The 17,214-nt window shown below is 41.5% G+C and carries 14 protein-coding genes; 11 read left to right on the forward strand and 3 right to left on the reverse strand.

Annotation, left to right across the window (positions count from 1 at the left end; translation table 11 throughout):
• The first annotated feature begins 73 nt into the window (after positions 1 to 73).
• Positions 74 to 1,182 (forward strand): IS3 family transposase gene (locus BEL05_RS01455; protein WP_139151799.1). Its coding sequence is split into 2 segments (ribosomal slippage): positions 74 to 326 and positions 326 to 1,182, totalling 1,110 coding nucleotides; the frame shifts between segments, so codons are not numbered across the junction.
• A gap of 405 nt (positions 1,183 to 1,587) precedes the next feature.
• Positions 1,588 to 1,902 carry a hypothetical protein gene (locus BEL05_RS01460; protein WP_069670051.1) on the forward strand — a complete coding sequence of 105 codons (315 nt, stop codon included), beginning with the start codon at positions 1,588 to 1,590 and terminating at the stop codon, positions 1,900 to 1,902.
• Positions 1,903 to 2,206: 304 nt separating this feature from the next.
• Here the strand turns inward: BEL05_RS01460 and BEL05_RS01470 are convergent, their stop codons facing one another.
• Positions 2,207 to 2,413 carry a helix-turn-helix domain-containing protein gene (locus tag BEL05_RS01470; RefSeq protein ID WP_069670053.1) on the reverse strand — a complete coding sequence of 69 codons (207 nt, stop codon included), beginning with the start codon at positions 2,411 to 2,413 and terminating at the stop codon, positions 2,207 to 2,209.
• A gap of 131 nt (positions 2,414 to 2,544) precedes the next feature.
• Between BEL05_RS01470 and BEL05_RS01475 the strand changes: the two genes are divergently transcribed.
• Positions 2,545 to 3,066, forward strand: coding sequence for a VspR family transcription factor (locus BEL05_RS01475; protein ID WP_069670054.1), 522 nt, complete (start codon positions 2,545 to 2,547; stop codon positions 3,064 to 3,066).
• Between the two features lie 5 nt (positions 3,067 to 3,071).
• Entirely contained in the window at positions 3,072 to 4,490 is a 1,419-nt protein-coding gene (locus BEL05_RS01480; protein ID WP_069670055.1) for a DEAD/DEAH box helicase, read from the forward strand.
• 493 nt (positions 4,491 to 4,983) lie between these two features.
• On the opposite strand, the gene BEL05_RS01485 is transcribed toward BEL05_RS01480, so the two are convergent.
• The gene (locus tag BEL05_RS01485; protein ID WP_069670056.1) at positions 4,984 to 5,895 is read right to left on the reverse strand and encodes a BrxR family helix-turn-helix transcriptional regulator; all 912 of its coding nucleotides are present in this window, start codon (positions 5,893 to 5,895) and stop codon (positions 4,984 to 4,986) included.
• A 223-nt stretch (positions 5,896 to 6,118) separates the two neighbouring features.
• Between BEL05_RS01485 and BEL05_RS20980 the strand changes: the two genes are divergently transcribed.
• Positions 6,119 to 6,289 carry a hypothetical protein gene (locus BEL05_RS20980; RefSeq protein WP_175427307.1) on the forward strand — a complete coding sequence of 57 codons (171 nt, stop codon included), beginning with the start codon at positions 6,119 to 6,121 and terminating at the stop codon, positions 6,287 to 6,289.
• A 183-nt stretch (positions 6,290 to 6,472) separates the two neighbouring features.
• Here the strand turns inward: BEL05_RS20980 and BEL05_RS20985 are convergent, their stop codons facing one another.
• Positions 6,473 to 6,643 carry a hypothetical protein gene (locus BEL05_RS20985; protein ID WP_175427308.1) on the reverse strand — a complete coding sequence of 57 codons (171 nt, stop codon included), beginning with the start codon at positions 6,641 to 6,643 and terminating at the stop codon, positions 6,473 to 6,475.
• A gap of 38 nt (positions 6,644 to 6,681) precedes the next feature.
• Between BEL05_RS20985 and BEL05_RS01490 the strand changes: the two genes are divergently transcribed.
• From BEL05_RS01490 to BEL05_RS01515, 6 genes are all read left to right on the forward strand, one after another.
• The gene (locus tag BEL05_RS01490; RefSeq protein ID WP_069670057.1) at positions 6,682 to 7,104 is read left to right on the forward strand and encodes a PD-(D/E)XK nuclease superfamily protein; all 423 of its coding nucleotides are present in this window, start codon (positions 6,682 to 6,684) and stop codon (positions 7,102 to 7,104) included.
• A gap of 108 nt (positions 7,105 to 7,212) precedes the next feature.
• Positions 7,213 to 10,083 carry an ATP-dependent helicase gene (locus tag BEL05_RS01495; RefSeq protein WP_069670058.1) on the forward strand — a complete coding sequence of 957 codons (2,871 nt, stop codon included), beginning with the start codon at positions 7,213 to 7,215 and terminating at the stop codon, positions 10,081 to 10,083.
• A 40-nt stretch (positions 10,084 to 10,123) separates the two neighbouring features.
• Complete coding sequence (locus BEL05_RS01500) at positions 10,124 to 11,989, forward strand: site-specific DNA-methyltransferase (RefSeq protein WP_069670059.1); 1,866 nt, start codon at positions 10,124 to 10,126, stop codon at positions 11,987 to 11,989.
• Entirely contained in the window at positions 11,982 to 14,669 is a 2,688-nt protein-coding gene (locus BEL05_RS01505; RefSeq protein ID WP_069670060.1) for a DEAD/DEAH box helicase family protein, read from the forward strand. The genes BEL05_RS01500 and BEL05_RS01505 overlap by 8 nt, the downstream gene beginning before the upstream one ends.
• 605 nt (positions 14,670 to 15,274) lie before the next feature.
• Positions 15,275 to 16,180: a 30S ribosomal protein S6--L-glutamate ligase gene (rimK, locus tag BEL05_RS01510; protein ID WP_069670061.1), complete on the forward strand. Its 906-nt coding sequence runs from the start codon at positions 15,275 to 15,277 to the stop codon at positions 16,178 to 16,180.
• Positions 16,180 to 17,205, forward strand: coding sequence for a succinylglutamate desuccinylase/aspartoacylase family protein (locus BEL05_RS01515; RefSeq protein WP_069670062.1), 1,026 nt, complete (start codon positions 16,180 to 16,182; stop codon positions 17,203 to 17,205). The genes rimK and BEL05_RS01515 overlap by 1 nt, the downstream gene beginning before the upstream one ends.
• Positions 17,206 to 17,214: the final 9 nt, after the last annotated feature.

Below are 17,214 nucleotides of genomic sequence, written 5' to 3' on the forward strand. Positions count from 1 at the left end.
TCGGTAATCCCCCCGAAAAACCACGGTGTTCATAAGTAGAATTTTCTCGTAATCTGTAACTAGGAGATTCTCAATGAAAAAATCAAGATTTAGCGACAGCCAAATACTATCAATTCTTAAACAAGCTGATGCAGGCTCACCTGTTCCAGAGCTTTGCCGTGAGCACGGTATGAGCAGCGCCTCTTTTTACAAATGGCGCTCCAAATATGGCGGTATGGACGCCTCGTTAATGGGACGACTTAAAGAGCTAGAAGATGAAAACCGTCGCCTTAAAAAGATGTATGCAGAAGAGCGACTCAAAGCCGAGCTGATCCAGGAAGCCATGGCAAAAAAGTGGTAAAGCCGTCTCTGCGGTGCGAGATGGCAAGGAACGCCGTAAGCTCTAGGGAAGTGAGTATCCGTTTGGCCTGTAGCACCTTCCACGTCAGCGAAAGTTGCTATCGCTACCAGCCTAAAAACTCAGACGAAAACGCTGTCATAGCTGACTGGCTAATTCGATTGACGAACAACCAACGTAACTGGGGTTTTGGCCTGTGCTTTCTTCATCTACGTAACGTCAAAGGCTTTGGTTGGAACCATAAACGTGTTTATCGAATTTATCGTGAGCTTGAGTTAAACCTTCGTATCAAACCTAAGAAGCGATTGGTTCGTGAAAAACCACAGCCACTAGCGGTACCTGAAAAAGCCAACGAATGTTGGTCAATGGACTTTATGCATGATCAACTTGCAGACGGCCGTTCAGTCAGATTATTTAATGTGATCGATGACTTTAATCGAGAAGGGTTAGCTATCGAAGTGGATTTTTCTTTGCCAGCAATCCGTGTGCAAAGAACACTTGAGCAGATCATTGAGTGGCGTGGAAAACCGAAGTCTATACGGTGTGATAATGGGCCTGAGTATATCAGCAGTTTACTTGTAGCTTGGGCTGAGAGGCATCAAATAGCGCTTTGCTATATCCAACCAGGCAACCCTCAGCAAAACGCCTATATCGAACGCTACAATAGAACTGTACGTTATGATTGGCTATCTCATTACCTGTTTGACTCTGTGACCGAGCTACAAAACTTTGCAACTGAATGGCTTTGGGTTTATAACAATGAACGACCAAACATGGCATTGGGAGGAATAACCCCCATGCAGCGTTTAGCCCAAATTAACAAGTCTACTTCTGAACTCCATTAAAAATGGGGGGATTACCGCTCCAAATCCTTACTCTGTCTAGAGTACTCACCAACCATAACTGTCAGTAGGTGCAGTTGAAAAGAATACAGACCAATACGATCAATTAGTAAATTGACTTTCTTTTTGAGTTTCAGACTTTTCCTTTTGCCTAACGCGACTTAGACGGCATGATGCCACTTTTATTTTTGCAATGATGCCCTCTACTTCAGTGCCTGAGTAAGCGACAGCAAGAACTAGATTGCTAAATGTATTCTAGTTATGCCACTTTGATGAGCATAAGCCTGTTAGCGCATTAAACCTAACTAATCTAGAATCCATTGGCTTACCACTTAAAGCTTGCCTCATTTTCATCAACCAATTAATGTAACTTTGCAATCTCATATTTTGGATGATTAAGAGGTGTTTATGGATGAACCAAAACTAGAAACGATACGAAAAAATTTGGGAGTGGAAGATCATATCCCATTCTTTGGTTACTTGATTTACCGCGGAGACTCTGATGAATTTTTAGCCAAATTCGACATTTCATCCGAACGTGTTCTTAAGGGATGGCATAAATTCCCAGACCAAGCAAAATCATTCAAAAAAGTACTCGAAGCCAATCGGGTATGCCAACAGCTTGAGCTAGATCCCGGTATCTGCGAAATAATGATAGGGTTCGATTTGGGTAAGCAAATCGTAGTAGGACCATTGGATAACGATATAGTAAGCGAGAATTAATAATGTACTTCTTGATTACCATGCACTCAGAACCTAGATTCTACGATCTTACCTGCCAGCAAGTTCTCCCTGAATTAGATTACATTGAGTCGCTCACTAAGACGTTTATCCAAAACGGTGAAGTTCGTACAGTAAAATTATCATCTACAAGCTTTATGAGTGGAGAAAATGATTGGATGGTTTCTTGCCCAAGAGAAGCAATCGAACAGTTACGAGAGCTTGGTATACATCCTTTCAAGACAAAAAATGAGGCTCGGGAGTTTGCAAAACTCAACCAGTTAGACTCATTTCGATATCTAAAAATTTAAGGGAGCAACTCCCTTACATCACAATCCAAGACCTCAGCCAATTGGTATGCTTTTTCGAGCGTGATATTGACTTCTCCACGCTCGATTCTCCCCGCATAGCTGCGATCAATCTCAGCTAAAAGCGCCAATTTATCTTGGGATATTCCCAACTCTTTGCGTTTGTTCCGTAATTTCAAGCCAAATTGGATTGCTAAGTCTTTCATTTTTCATCTCGTTAAAGAGAAAGACTATCCAAAGTTGCGGCTTATAAAGCCACGGATTATAATCCGCATTTAGTTTATAATGTTCTTCTACTCCAAATTAGAACCAATGATTAACCTCTTGTGAGAAAGTAATGTCAAAAGTTTCAATCAAAATATGCGCTACGTTGCATACTATTCTCCAGGACGAGAACTGCAATAACTTCCAAGTTGTAGAGCTGCGGGATGCCTTTTTGGCTGTCTCACCTAGCAATCAAAGTGCTAGTGAAGCCTATAAATTTATTTATAGGCAGGTAAATAAGCTCATTAAAAAAGGAGTTTTAAAGAAAGCTATCAGCGAAAACTCTAAAACAGCAACTTATCAAAAAACTGAACAATTTGATCAAGTGAGCTTCATCATAAGTCAACGTAGTGAAGATGCCAGCCAGCCAATCGAATACAATGTAACCCGACAGCTAAAGGATCGCCTTAAGCAATCTGAAGTTGATCTACTCACCAGCATTGGTGAGTCAGAAGAATACATGCGTCTGTACCAATCTTTCCCAGAAATGAAAGCCCACCTTGAATCACAATACATGCTAGCGAGAGAGAATAGCTCAAAGCTCTTAGGTCAAGTCAAAGCGATTAAGTCTGTTCTTGCTCATCAGAAAAAGTAACTTTAATGCAACTAAGAAAATGGCAATCAGAGTGCGTTAATCGCGCTCTAGAGCACTTTGACTCAAATCTAAGACACTTCCTTTGTTTGGCGACTCCAGGCGCAGGTAAGACGATTATGGCGGCAGAGGTGGCAGCGGAATTATTCAAGCAAGATCTTATTGATTTTGTATTGTGCTTTTCTCCTTCAGTAAACATCTCCCAAGGTATTCAAAAAACATTTTCACACCGGTTGGAATGCCGCTTTGATGGTGTAATTGGATCTGTAGGTTGTTCTTATACCTATCAAGGGATGCTTTCTTTCAAAGAAGACTTCTGGCAACTGCTAAAAAGAAATCGAGTATTGGTTGTCTTTGATGAGATCCATCATTGTTCTGGCAGTAATCTTGAGGATGCTAATGCTTGGGGGGAAGAAATCTTACTCAACATACAAGAGCAAGCGCAGTACACCTTAGCCCTGACTGGTACGCCTTGGCGTTCTGATCAAGCACCGATTACCTTATCTCGATATACAGATCCGGATAATATGATTCAATGTGACTATATTTATGGTCTGAAGGAAGCTGTTGCCGATGGTGTATGTCGGGTCCCCCAAATTGTACTAATCGACAATGACAACATTTCAGTAACTGACGAAGAAAATGAAGTAAAGACATATAGTTGCTTACACGACTTATTTGAAGGTTCATCGATTTCATACCAGGCTGTTATCAATGACCATGAAGCAATTCGACATACTTTAGCGTTAGCAACGAACAAGCTTAAAGTAATAAAACAGAACAACCCTTATGCAGCCGGACTCATCGTAGCCTCGTCAACTAAACATGCTGCATATATGTTTAATATGTTAAAAACTGAGTTTAGTGAAACGGCTCAGATCGTTACATACAAAGAAGATGATCCTTCGTTTAAGATAAATGAATTTAAAAACAGTACGACCAACTGGATTGTCAGTGTAGGCATGATAAGTGAAGGAACTGACATACCGCGTCTGCAGGTTTGCTGTCATCTGAGCAGAGTTAAAACCGAGCTCTATTTTAGGCAAGTGCTAGGCCGTATTTTACGTACGGATGATTCGGCTAACCCACAAGCTTGGTTATACACATTTGCAGAGCCAAAGCTTGTAGAGTTTGCAAACCGCATAGCAGAAGAAATACCTGACAGGCCTTTAATATTCAGAAGGCCAATAAATGTCAGTTTGTCAGAAGTACTATCGATAGAAAAAAATGAAGTTATGGAAGATCATAATGTATCTCGAAGTGTTCGTAAGCTAGATCTAGGATGTAACTATCTACAAAACCCCATTAAATCTAACTCTCTGAATACAATGCCATCTAATCATATTATAAATTTTGTATCACAGTCTTTTGAGCTTTTAGGGGGATTTAGAGAAAAGGTAATATCTACGTTCGATTCGCCATTCTAAGCTATAATCTGAGTATTATGGTACACCCATTTTTCTACTGTTATTGAGTATTATGGTGTACCCATAATACTCAGCTTATACTTTGATAAAACTATGCATGAGAGTTTGAGCCCTAACTATCTAAGAACCCATCAACAATCTGCCTATCTACGGATTTCATTATCACTAAAACCGGTTTTTCACCCGCTTATAAATAACAGCTCACGAGATTTATGACATCTATCAAACTGATATTTATATCAAAATTAAATGTAGCCCACGACTCAACATTTATTGCTACAGCATTATCACTGAATAAGACGCTGAAAAAATAAATGTACCTATTAGAGCTTATTGTATTAAAAAATCCGAAGCTAAATATAACTTCGGATTTTTTAATACAATACTGAGCTTCTAATTACCGAGCTCAATATGATGATATACGGCCTAATAAAAGCGGTGGGGGCAAGAGCTTACCTGACTCAGGTTATTAGGTGGTCGAGTACCAAGTAAGTTATAAATTTTTTTGCATTACAAGCTCTAACATTTCTGCATTCATGAGTTTGAACTTGAAATATCGTTCTACATCTTGATTTGAGTTTAGCCTCTTATCAATGAACCATTGTTTTTCAACGAAAAACATCAGGGCACATCTCACCTCAATAGTTAACTCATTGGCGCTTGCTGGTATACCGAAATCATTGCGGATCCTAGTTGCCTCTTCAAGTGTTCTATCAGGATGGATCTGTAACTGCAAAGGTAAAATCAAATTCCACTGTTTATCCGCTTCAAGAGTTTCCTCTGGTTCTGCTTGATAATCTTTGTTCTGAAAATACTCCTCTACATCTCTTACTCTAGAGAAATGAAAATTCTTGTAAAAAATATTTTTAGGGTCGTTTCGGTCAAAGCCTCTAAACATCCATTTTGAGCCATCATGCATAATGCTTAAGGGAATTATTACTCGCCTATCATGGTTACTACTGCTTTCTGATTGGTAACAACAGCTTATGGCATATTTACCATTTATGGCCCTTGTAATCTTTGCAACAGAATCTGTTGGAAGATTATTTGGAACTCGCCCTATTTTTTCGAAAGGGATTGCGGTTCTCACGGGAAAGGACAACTTATTTCTATTAAAGCCATTAGCAAGCATTCCCAAAGCAGTCTCAGAATCTAAATCTAGTAGCGGTCGGAAACTATCCCTCATTATAGCATTAGCTCTAACCGTTCGATTATATTCAATATTATTAGGCTTTAATTCACTATACTCCGCTAGAACCTTGGAAGATGCTGCATCAGAAAGATTAAACATCTCGCTTATGCCTGAGCGCTTTACTACACCTGTAAATCTAAGCATGAAATCTATAAAAGCTAGTCTGTCTGCGGTTTTTGGGTATGAGTTTTTCAATTCTTCGAATGTAATCATGAAAAGTATCCATTCTTTATTTTGTTTTAATCTTAGATCAAAGACTTTGGCATGTATATATTAGCACTATAAAAATGAGCAATGAGTTACAAAAAAAACACTATAAAAGTGAAATTGACTTATAAAAAATATAAATGCAGTTGATCTCGATCGGTGATCGATCATATAATGAACAAGCTAGGCAAGTATCAAGCAAACTAACTGCATTATTTAGGAGGCCATTATGGCTACAAATGGTAAATCAGGCGATAACCGCCGACACGGAATGGTCCGTGAACGCTCTCAAACTCAAACCCAATCGGGACACTGGGTAAAAAGAGATGCCAATACTGGACAATTTATGGATGTAAAACAAGATGGCACCCCATTCAAGGGTGTTAGAAAAGAGAAATAAAAAGCACTTTTAGTAGAGACTAAAAGTGCTTTTTATAATGAGGTGAATTATATACTCTGCGCCAACAGACTATATAAGGCCCAACATAAAGAGGTTTCAAGCCCACTGAAAGGCAAGATTGCTCAGGTTTGTTTCGCAATCATACCTTTCAAATGTGTTCATCTCAATAGCAGAATTCCCTCTTCAATCTTTTTTGGGAGGAAACTCATATGAGTATTCGACAAAAAGATGTGCTGGTTTGTGCATATATTCGTCGCCGTAACGGTCGGCAAGAATACGTAAGCAGCCACCTTCGATCACTTCCTCGATAACCGAGAAGCTGTCAATAGATGCTACTGAAATTGTCAGAAGCATCACTCAATAATTTAGTTAACGCTATTCGGAGAAAGAATATGTGTAGAAAAACGCTTTTAAAAGATATATCAACCACTTTTGAAAAAATGGGTTTTGTGCCAAGTAACACTAAAGCACCTTTCACCTATCAATCTAACATTAAATATCCGAGTATTTTTGCGGATAAAAGTGATCATGCTCATTATATCCTTTACACACCTAAACGAACGCTACAAATCGTTGCTAAGTATCAGGAGTCAACAGGTACGACAATGGAGAAACTTGGCTATACAGCTATAGATGCAGCTCGAACCACATATGATAACTATTTGGTGATTTGTGGTGGTAATGAGCTACTCAAACATAGTCGAGCAATAAAATTTCTCAATGGACAAAAGAACATAGCTCCTCGACTGCATGCATTACGAGTTGAAGATATTGAAAGCTTTTTAAGCGATGATATAAAACTTAAAGCAGCTTAGGTTTGCTTCATCTTTTAACTAAATATCTCTTGCTTGCAAGGTTGTAAGTAAGAGATATTACTATTGTATTTAATAGCTTGGGTTGCTCAAAACGCTAAATAGGTTGATATGACATCTCTAAATGCTGCTCAACAAACCGCTATTCATCACTTTCAAGGACCTTTGCTCATTATTGCAGGTCCTGGCTCAGGTAAAACCTATACGCTAGTAGAGCGAGTAATGAATCTTATTTTTGCGCATGGAGCTGAGCCCGAGCAGCTATTAGTAGTCACATTTACCGAGAAAGCAGCACAAGAGCTGAAAACCCGAATTTCAAATCGCCTTCTTGAGCGCGGTTCAAACTTCAATGTAAACAATATGTACCTCGGTACTTTTCATTCCATCTGTTTACGCATACTAGAAGAGTATCGTGAGTTTACACGCCTTAAGCGCAGTTTCGTGCTCATGGATCAGTTCGATCAACAGTACTTTATTTATCAGAGGCTTCGTGAGTTCAAAGACATCAGCGGTATCGAACATATCTTAGGCGAGCATAAAATACCTGCCTGGGCAAAATCTGAGAACTTACTAAGTTGGCTGAACAAGGCCTCAGAAGAAATACTAGATATTGATAAATTAGTTAGCTCACCAGATGAAGCAATCTGTGCACTTGGTGAGTGCTATAAAATTTATCAAGAACTACTGAAAACACATAATTCACTAGATTTCTCAAGCATTCAAATAGAAACACTTGCCCTGCTAAAACAGAACCCTCTTATTCTCGAGGAGCTGACTTCGAAAATAAAATATCTCATGGTCGATGAATACCAAGATACCAATACTATTCAGGAGCAACTTTTACAGCTTCTGATGGGATCGAAGCGTAATTTATGTGTAGTTGGCGATGATGACCAAGCACTCTATCGTTTCAGAGGGGCGAGCGTTCGCAATATCTTGGAGTTTCCGGCTAAGTTTACTCTAGGAGAGTGCGCGCAAGTTAAGCTATCCATCAACTACCGCTCTCATCCTGACATCGTAGGTTTTTATGATACCTATATGGGAGATAAGCCATGGTTACGTGGCGGTGTGAACTACCGTTACAGTAAAACCATCGAAGCCCGTGAAGGAGATTTTGACGCAGGCCCAACGGTTGTCAGTGCTGTGACACCTGAAGGTGATGACTGGCATGAAGATGTCTATCAGATGCTCATGCACCTAAAAAATGAAGGCAAGCTTACCGATTGGAACCAAGCAGCGTTTTTATTCCGCTCCGTAAAAGCGGATAAGGTAAGAGCGCTTGCGCAATCTCTTGAAGAAAAAGGTATTCCTGTATATTCACCACGCGCAAATCTGTTTTTTGAGCGAGAAGAAATTCGTCATTTAATGGGTGCATTACACATGGTATTTCCTATGGTGATGCTAGATCGAAAGAAAAAAATCCAAGAAGGTAAACGGCTACCGATCTGGGATTACTACGAACTACAATGCATCGCACCTTTTATTGAAAAACTGCGCCAACCGGAGCAATCGGATTTACTCATCTGGTGTAAGCGCAAAGCTGCAGCGCACCATAATATGACAAAGAACGCAGAATCGGCTTTCCTTGGGTTGTTTTATGAGCTGCTTCAGTTTCCGTTGTTTTCGCATTTCCTAGAACAAGAGAATGGGCACGAACGTGCGCAGCGTAATTTAGCTCAGATGAGCCGAATGCTTGGAAAATTCGAGTACCTACACCATATCAGTGTCTTGAGTCCAAAATACTTACTGCGAAACCTGACGTCTCTATTCGACAACTTCTTGAAGTTTCTTTTCGAAGGTGGAATCGATGAGTATGAGGATATGTCTGAATACGCACCGTCTGGTTGTGTTTCGTTCTTGACCATTCACCAATCGAAAGGGTTGGAGTTTCCTATTGTATTCGTCGGTTCGCTCGAAGCAGTACCAAGAAAGCAATACACTGACTTAGACGAAATCATCGAACACCAGTACATGGCCAAACCTCCGTTTGAGCCGTTAGAAGATACCAAGCACTTTGACTTCTGGCGTCTTTTTTATACGGCTTTCTCTCGCCCTCAGAATCTACTTGTTCTCACAGGACAAGAGAAATCTGGCCACGGAAAAACGCCATCAAAGTACTTTACGGATTACACTTCAAAGCTCCCATATTGGAGAGATGTTAGGCACAAGCTTGCTTCTATTGAGTTTGAGCAAGTTAAAGACGTAAACATCAAACACGAATACGCATTTACATCGCACATTACTTTGTTTGAGACTTGCGCTGAGCAATATCGCTTGTTCAAGGAACTTGAATTTCAGCCGGTTAAAGCAAGCCCAATGCTATTCGGTACCTTGATCCACGAAACCTTGGAAGACGTGCACAAAGCTGCGCTTCGCGGGGAAGAAGATAAGATAACCAAAGAGAATATTGCGGAATGGCTCCAAGATAACTACCAAAATCTGGCTAACCGCGAGCGAATGTACTTAGGTGATTCAACCCTTGGTGCGGCGCTGCAACATGTGATGCGTTACGTGGACCGCAAAGGCAGTAATTGGGATGATATTAGAGAGACGGAAGTGGATATCTCATTGGTTAAAGATCGCTATGTACTTACCGGCAGTGTTGATCTTATCAAAGGAGAAGGCGATACAGTCGAGATCATCGACTTTAAGTCAGAGCGCAAGCCAAACATGGAAAAGGACCGAGAGCGCATTTTGCACCATCAGCGTCAACTTGAGGTATACGCGCATTTGGTCGAAGAAAACACCGGCTATAAGGTGAGTAAAATGCATCTTTATTTTACGGGGGAGTCCGTAGGCTTACCGACCATCAGTTTCAACAAAAATACGGCAGTGATCGGCCAAACCATTGAACAGTTTGATAGTATTGTCGACAGAATAGAAAACAAAGATTTTTCGCTCAAAGCTCGACCAGATAAAACATGTGTTGACTGCAGTGCGCGTGGTTATTGTGACCGAAAGAATTGGAAATTTTTTGCTTAGCGAAGGCTAAGTGACATCAAAGAATAAAGAGAATAAGACTATGTCTAATGAACAGACCAACGTAGAAAACTACGAATTTGAGCCGATCAAAGGCTACCCGATGCTGAATTGGAAAGGTAAACGTCCATTCCGTTCGACTCAGTTCTTCCCAGCGCAACTAAAAGAAGTATACGGTCAAGAAGACGATAACGGCTGGATTAACAAGATTTTCTGGGGCGATAACCTTCAGGTTATGAGCCATTTGTTAAAAGAATTTCGCGGGAAGTTCAAACTTATTTATGTAGATCCTCCATTTGATTCTAAGGCTGATTATAAAAAAACAATAAAGCTTAAAGGTAAGCAGGTACAGAACGACTCTACTACATTTGAGGAAAAACAGTACACAGACATTTGGGCTAATGATGATTACCTACAGTTTATTTATGAGCGTATTGTTTTATTGAAAGAACTACTCAGTGATGATGGCTTCATTTATTTACATTGCGATTGGCATCAGTCCCATTACATTCGTTTGATGATGGATGAGATATTTGGAGCAAACAACTTTCGAAATGAAATTGTATGGGTTAGATCTACTAACCCAAAGGGCTCTCAACATAAAGCGTCAAAATTCAGTGTGTTTACAGACTCTATCCACTTTTACTCAAAGTCGGAAAATAGCGTTATTGACATCGATCGAGTTCGAGCGCCACTAAATAAAGAAGAGATTGCCGAGAAATACCATAGAAAGGATGAGATAGGGCCATTCTATGATGCTCCAATTATCCGTTCTATGTCTATGGGAGAGAGACCTAGCTTAGTTTACACCTATAAAGGTTACACGCCTCCTGCGTCTGGGTGGAGGGTAAAAAAAGAAACATTAGAGAAACTCGACCTAAAAGGAAACATTGGGTGGTCTTCTAACAATGTTCCGTTTCGAAAGTTGCGACCAGAAGATGATAAGGGTAAGCCGGTAGGTAATATCTGGGATGATATTTCCTTAATTAACTCCCAAGCAGCTGAACGTGTTGGCTACCCAACACAAAAGCCATTAGAGCTATTGGAACGCATCATTTTGTCTTCGACAGATGAAAATGACCTAGTTCTTGACACATTCATGGGATCGGGCACAACTCAAGTCGCTGCTAACAAGTTGAATCGACGATTCGTTGGTGCAGATATAAACTTAGGTGCTATTCAAACTACAACCAAGCGATTATCAAACTCAGGTGCTGCTTTCGAAGTCTATAACGTCAATAACTATGACATTTTCCGCAACCCTGTAGAGGCGAAAGAACTACTGCTTGAAGCTTTAGAAATACAACCTCTTGGCTCTAATACCATCTACGATGGCGAAAAAGACGGTTACAAAGTTAAAATTATGCCTATAAACCGTATTGCAACCAAAGAAGATTTGAACGATCTGATTCAGGGTTTCCCTTATAAGCAATTCGAGGAGCGTAAAGAGGCAAATCCTAATAAACCGGTAGAAGACATCATGCTGGTTTGTATGGGACATGAGCCGGGACTAGGCGCAATTCTTGAGAATGAGTCTAGCTATAAGATGAAGGTTGAAGTGGTCGATATTCTGCGTGATAAATCTGACCTTACCTTCAAGTACGACTCAGAAGCATCTATTGAAATTAAAGATGGTAAGTTAGTCATCGAAGCCTTCTATCCTCGCAACCTATTACAAAAGCTCAGCCAACAAAAAGACGACGTAACTGAGTGGCGAGAAATGGTGGAATCTATCATGATCGACTGGAACTTCGATGGTGCGGTCATGGAGCCTATCGTTATCGATATCCCAGCAAAAGATGAATTCGTTGCTGGTGAATACGAAATCCCAGAAGGTGCAAATAACATCAAGATTAAGATCACAGATTTACTCTCTGAATCTTATGAAGAGGTGATTGCGCATGGCTAAAAATGCCCAAGAGAACTTCGAACTCAACAATGCATTTTATGTGCACCTGCATGAGTTCTATAAGATTCACTGCGGTACGATCCGCAAGCATTATTCTCGTCTAAGTAAGGCATTTCTGGATTTCAACGATCCTTCTCGTCCAGGGAGCTTTTTGCGCACGCCGCAGTTCGAAGCGCTCGAGATTTACGTTTTCTTGAAAGAGTTCTTGGACAACAAACCTGTTTACCAACTGTTTGAAGATTGGTACGGCAACAAAGGCCGTTTCGAAGAACGAGTCTCTGGTATTAGCGCGGTCGATGGCCAGCTTATGCAAGGGGATATGTTCTGGGAGATGTCTGCGAAAGATTACAAAGGTGTCTTCAATAAGATGAAGGCCAGTAATGGTGGCCGACTTTACCCCAACTACATCTTCGCTTTGACAATGGGTACCGGTAAAACCATCTTGATGGCCACTTGTATCTTCTATGATTTCTTGGCTGGAAACAAAAAGAGCAAAGATGATAACCGTTTTATTCAGAACGCGCTTATTTTTGCCCCAGATAAGACTGTTCTCCAATCTTTGCGTGAGATAGAGTCTTTCGACCACACTAAAGTTGTGCCGTCTGAATACATGCAGATTGTTGCGGAGTTTAAGTTTCATTACTTAGAAGATGTCGGTGTGTCGCTTAATACGCTAGATGGCTCTAAATTCAACATCATCGTATCGAACAGCCAGAAAATTATCTTGCGTCGCGATAACAAGGGTAAATCAACAGCGGATATGTTGTTTAGCTCAGGCAAAGATACCTACCAAGGAATGGGCAACGTTGTTGATGACATGATGGATGTACTCGATCTTGATTCGGAAACAATGAATGTCGCACCAAAAGATGAAGCAGACTTAGTCACCAACCAACGCTTCGAGAAAATCAAACGCCTTCCTCAGCTAGGGATCTTTGTCGATGAAGCGCACCACGCATTCGGCACAAAGCTCGCTCAAGATATGGGGGTCAAAACCGATAATACGGCCAATTCGTTGCGTAAAACCATCGATGAGCTGGCAATCAACTTAAAAGCAGCTGGGACACGAGTTGTTGGCTGTTATAACTATACGGGTACGCCTTATGTGGGTAAAGATGTGCTCCCTGAGGTGGTCTACGCTTATGGTTTGCGTAAAGCTATCGACAACAATTACCTGAAGCAGGTAAAGCTTCATAGCTTTACTCAGACCCGTCAAAAAGAGTTCCTTGAGATTGCCATTGATAAGTTCTTAGAAGGTGCCGAGGAAGTCGATCGCCCAGAAAATATGCTACCAAAAATGGCTATTTTTGGGACCACTATCGAAGAGATAAACGATGTTGTTCGCCCCGCCGTAGAAGAAATTTTAGCAGAGCGAGGCATCTCAATAGATCGTATTTTGGTGAACGTTGGTGATAAGAAACTCACGACCGATGATGACATTCGCGAGTTTAATCGCCTAGACACACCGAGATCGGAAAAGCAGTTCATCTTGTTGGTAAACAAAGGTCGCGAAGGTTGGAACTGTCGTTCGCTATTTTCTGTTGCGATGTTCCGGGAGCCTAAATCAAAAGTGTTCATACTCCAAGCGACTATGCGTTGTTTGCGCGCTATCGGTGATCGTCAACATACAGGTCAGGTTTTCTTGACCGATGAGAACATGAAGCTTCTAGATAAAGAGCTTCAAGCGAACTTCCGTATCTCAGCTGAAGAGATGAAAGATCCCGATCCGAACAAAGTCACGATGCAGGTTAGAGTTGAGCAACCAAGCATAAAGATTCCGATTAAGCGGGTACGTCGTCAGTTCAAGTTGATAGAGAAAGAAGACTTAGACAAAGGGTATGAACTTGGCCTTAAAGATGTGGAAGTCGATAAATATCGAATTATCCACTCAACTCAAGACGGAATGCTGATGCCTGATGATCTTGGCTCTGCGAAATCTCGAGTACATAACGATATTTCCCATATCAAAGTTCAGCGCACTTTTTCAAAGCTAACGTTGGTTGCTGATATTGCGCGTTACCTCAACAAGCCTTGTTTGGCTACAGAGAAAATCATTACAGGTACAACCGAAGGCTTCGAAGGTATCTTGAAGATGGTTAACGAATTCAACGAGGTGCTTTATGATGAGGTCATCCCACGCCTGTTTAAAGCGATTTATGATATCGAAGCTGAGAGCATTACTGAAGAATTCGAAGTAGATCTTGTAAACGAACCACCTATTGATGTGGGCTATTACCCTGTAACGGTCGCGAAGGATAAGGTCATTAGCAAGTCGAGTAGCGAATCAAACCCCAATGTTGGAAAAAGTTTCCATCTTGATAACTATTGCTTCGATTCTAACCCTGAGAGAGACTTCTTCTGGAGCATGTTGCACGAAGATAAAGTCGATAAGATCTGGTTTACCGGTATGCTAACACATGGCCAGAGCGACTTTGTTATCCATTACGTGGATAGTGAAACACAACGTGTGCGAAGCTACTACCCAGACTTCTTAATCAAGAAGCAAGATGGCTCTTATGTGATGATCGAGGTTAAAGGCGAGCACATGATTGACTCTCAGAACGTGAAAGATAAAAAAGATGCGGCAGATTTGATGGGAGTAGCTTCAGGTATTGGTTACGAAATAATTGCGGGTAAAATCGCTGAAAGTGGTACTTACGATCGTAGTTTCTTAAGTTAAGTATACTCTGGCTATACGCAGAATATAGCAACTACATAGTGATAAGTACTCTGGAAAATGATATGTTGATATCTAGATTTTTAGGAAAAGTGACCGATAAATATCATTTTTCTGGAAAATACACACACGCCTTGTTGTTAAAGGCTTTACAGAAATCTTCCAGATTCCACGTGTGGTAGTACATCATGACCATGAGATAAGCTTTTTTGGTAAAAAACGGCTAAATATTCACTATGCCCAACATCAAGCTTTGCTTAGTGTTGGGCATTTTTTTTATCAATAACTTCGATGCACTGCGCCCCACACTTAACGATTAGCGTTTGTTATTGTTACGATAAAAATAATTAGCTTTCCAATTAAAGTTTTTCACCCTATTTTCGCGTCCTCGTTGGCTAGGCTAGTAAAAAAAATCGTAACAACACCATCGTACTTTTTATTGGTAAATTAGACACTAGAGCCATTTTAGTGGCTATATTTATAACGCAACCGTTAGTGTAGACTGACCTAAGGTTAGCGATTATTTATCCAATTCATCGTCCAGCGCTAGTTGGACCAAATGCTTCACTCTCATGCATGATGAGAGTTAGATTTAAAGGAATGAACAGATGCGCATTGCAATTTTGTCTCGTGGTGAAAACCTATATTCAACCCGTCGCATGAAAGAGGCGGGAGAAGCTCGCGGTCATGTGGTCGATATCATCGACACACTTCATTGCTACATGGATATTACCAGTAGTAATCCGACGGTACGTTATATGGGTACAGTGTTGCCACAGTACGATGCCATCATTCCTCGTATCGGTTCATCGATTACCTTCTACGGTACGGCCGTAGTACGCCAGTTTGAGATGATGGGTACGTTTTCAGTCAATGAATCTGTGGCCATTAGTCGCTCACGTGACAAACTACGCTCGCTGCAGCTGTTATCGCGTAAGGGCATAGGCCTGCCGCGCACCGGTTTTGCGAGCAAGCCAGATAAAATTCAAGATTTAATCAAAAATGTCGGTGGCGCACCTTTAGTGATTAAGTTACTCGAAGGCACACAAGGTATTGGTGTGGTATTAGCCGAGACCAATAAAGCAGCCGAGAGTGTTATCGAAGCGTTTATGGGGCTTAAGGCCAACATCTTAGTGCAAGAGTTCATCAAAGAAGCTGGCGGTGCCGATATCCGTTGTTTTGTGGTGGGCGATAAAGTTGTTGCGGCAATGAAGCGTCAGGCTGCTGAAGGCGAGTTTAGATCTAACCTACATCGCGGCGGCGAAGCTCAATTGGTGCGCCTCACGAAAGAGGAGCGCGCGACGGCACTCAACGCAGCTAAGGCGATGGGGCTTAATTTGTGTGGTGTCGACATATTGCAATCTAACAATGGTCCAGTGGTAATGGAGGTTAACTCGTCACCGGGACTAGAGGGCATTGAGAAAGCGACAGGTAAAGATGTAGCCGACCTGATTTTCCAATTTATTGAGAAAAAAGCTAAGCCTCACGCCAACAAAACACGCGGAAAAGGCTAATGAAAACCCCGTTAACGATTGGCGGGGTAGATATTCTCCCCGGAGAGCAAAGACAGCTAGAACTGCCTGTAGCACGTTTATATACCGACACCGAAGTGTCGATGCCGGTACATGTTATTCGTGCCAAAAAGGATGGGCCTATAATCTTTGTTAGTGCTGCGGTTCATGGCGATGAACTCAACGGTATTGAAATTATTCGCCGTTTAATTCAGAGCCAAGTGAAGCTCACCAGGGGCACGCTAATTTTAGTGCCTATGGTAAATGTGTATGGCGTCTTAAATCAGAGCCGCTACATGCCAGACAGACGCGATCTAAACCGCTGCTTTCCGGGCTCACAAAAAGGTTCGCTTGCTGGACGCGTAGCTTATACCTTTTTAAATAGCATCGTTGCCCACTGTGATTATGGGATTGACTTGCATACGGGCGCGATTCATCGGTCTAACTTGCCACAGATTCGCGCCAATTTGGATGACGCCGACACCTTATCATTAGCACAAGCTTTTGGGGTACCAGTGCTACTTAACTCCAATGTCCGCGATGGCTCATTACGCGAATCCGCCGTTAATAAGGGCGCACGAGTATTGCTGTATGAAGCGGGAGAGGCGTTACGTTTTGACGAATTGTCAATTCAAACGGGTGTTCGCGGCATTAAAAATGTGCTTTCAGCACTTGGTGTCATTAGAAAGCGCACCGGTCGTAAAAAAATTGAACCCTTTGTCGCTAACAAGAGCGACTGGACTCGTGCATCGGCCAGTGGGTTTGTCTGTGAATATGCCAAACTTGGTGCCTATGTGGAAAAAGGCGAGGTGTTGGCCGATATCAATAGCCCTCTGGGAGAGCTGATCCAACAAGTGACCTCGACGCGTGCGGGCATTATTATCGGCAAACAAAATATTCCATTGGTCTTAGAGGGTGATGCGATGTTCCATATCGCTTATTTTGGCGATTCAGCCGATGAAGTGATTGAACATATCGAAATCATGACAGATCAAATTATGCCGTTGTCGAATTCGATACAACCCTGAAAGAAATGG

Origin of the sequence: Shewanella colwelliana (genome assembly GCF_001735525.1) — a bacterium.
Classification (GTDB): domain Bacteria; phylum Pseudomonadota; class Gammaproteobacteria; order Enterobacterales; family Shewanellaceae; genus Shewanella; species Shewanella colwelliana.

Bases quoted from the DNA above. Each gene is read 5' to 3' on its own strand.
- BEL05_RS01460 (WP_069670051.1), top strand. From the start codon at position 1,588: ATGGATGAACCAAAACTAGAAACGATACGAAAAAATTTGGGAGTGGAA.
- BEL05_RS01470 (WP_069670053.1), bottom strand. From the start codon at position 2,413: ATGAAAGACTTAGCAATCCAATTTGGCTTGAAATTACGGAACAAACGC.
- BEL05_RS01475 (WP_069670054.1), top strand. From the start codon at position 2,545: ATGTCAAAAGTTTCAATCAAAATATGCGCTACGTTGCATACTATTCTC.
- BEL05_RS01480 (WP_069670055.1), top strand. From the start codon at position 3,072: ATGCAACTAAGAAAATGGCAATCAGAGTGCGTTAATCGCGCTCTAGAG.
- BEL05_RS01485 (WP_069670056.1), bottom strand. From the start codon at position 5,895: ATGATTACATTCGAAGAATTGAAAAACTCATACCCAAAAACCGCAGAC.
- BEL05_RS20980 (WP_175427307.1), top strand. From the start codon at position 6,119: ATGGCTACAAATGGTAAATCAGGCGATAACCGCCGACACGGAATGGTC.
- BEL05_RS20985 (WP_175427308.1), bottom strand. From the start codon at position 6,643: ATGCTTCTGACAATTTCAGTAGCATCTATTGACAGCTTCTCGGTTATC.
- BEL05_RS01490 (WP_069670057.1), top strand. From the start codon at position 6,682: ATGTGTAGAAAAACGCTTTTAAAAGATATATCAACCACTTTTGAAAAA.
- BEL05_RS01495 (WP_069670058.1), top strand. From the start codon at position 7,213: ATGACATCTCTAAATGCTGCTCAACAAACCGCTATTCATCACTTTCAA.
- BEL05_RS01500 (WP_069670059.1), top strand. From the start codon at position 10,124: ATGTCTAATGAACAGACCAACGTAGAAAACTACGAATTTGAGCCGATC.
- BEL05_RS01505 (WP_069670060.1), top strand. From the start codon at position 11,982: ATGGCTAAAAATGCCCAAGAGAACTTCGAACTCAACAATGCATTTTAT.
- rimK (WP_069670061.1), top strand. From the start codon at position 15,275: ATGCGCATTGCAATTTTGTCTCGTGGTGAAAACCTATATTCAACCCGT.
- BEL05_RS01515 (WP_069670062.1), top strand. From the start codon at position 16,180: ATGAAAACCCCGTTAACGATTGGCGGGGTAGATATTCTCCCCGGAGAG.